The organism is Bacillus sp. GbtcB14, from assembly GCF_019091205.1.
Classification (GTDB): Bacteria; Bacillota; Bacilli; order Bacillales; family Bacillaceae_G; genus Bacillus_A; species Bacillus_A cereus_AG.
Window position 1 is genome coordinate 1 of the sequence record NZ_JAGXJT010000068.1, and the last position, 524, is coordinate 524.

The window sequence follows — 524 nt, forward strand, 5'->3', positions numbered from 1 at the left end:
GTTTCACTCTTCAAAATCCTTTCCACCATGCTATACATTTGACCTTTTTCATATGAAAGATAATGCCCAGCTGCTATACGCATTGGATCACCAGCATGGTAGTACTCATATACTAATTGACGCTGACCAAAAGCGTCTCCCGAAGCATCCCATGCTAAATTAAGTAGCATCGTTCTTTCTTTTGCATCAAATTCACCAGTTGAAAGAGCCATCATTAAGTAATCTCCATTTTCATTAAAGAAATCTTCATGATGAGGTGTCGCAAGCATAGAACCAGCAGCTAGAGATTGAATGCATTTCACCATTTTTTCATACATTTTTGGGAAATTATATCTAATAGCTTGAATTGCATTAATACTTGGTGTAATTACTCCTTCAGGACTCATATATGCGTCCTGCTCACTTAATACGATACTTGCTTTTAATATCTCTACATAAGTTGTTAACTCTCCTAATTTTTCTTGCACATTTATAAATTGATTAAGTTTTAGCATTTCAGCTAGTTTAATTGCAATACCAGTCAA

Annotated in this window: 1 protein-coding gene; it reads right to left on the reverse strand. The window is 34.9% G+C overall.

What is annotated here, in order from left to right; all coding sequences use genetic code 11:
* Positions 1 to 524, reverse strand: a 524-nt coding sequence (locus tag KVT31_RS29365; RefSeq protein WP_302747099.1) for a 4-hydroxyphenylacetate 3-hydroxylase C-terminal domain-containing protein, incomplete at both ends; no start/stop codon positions are given.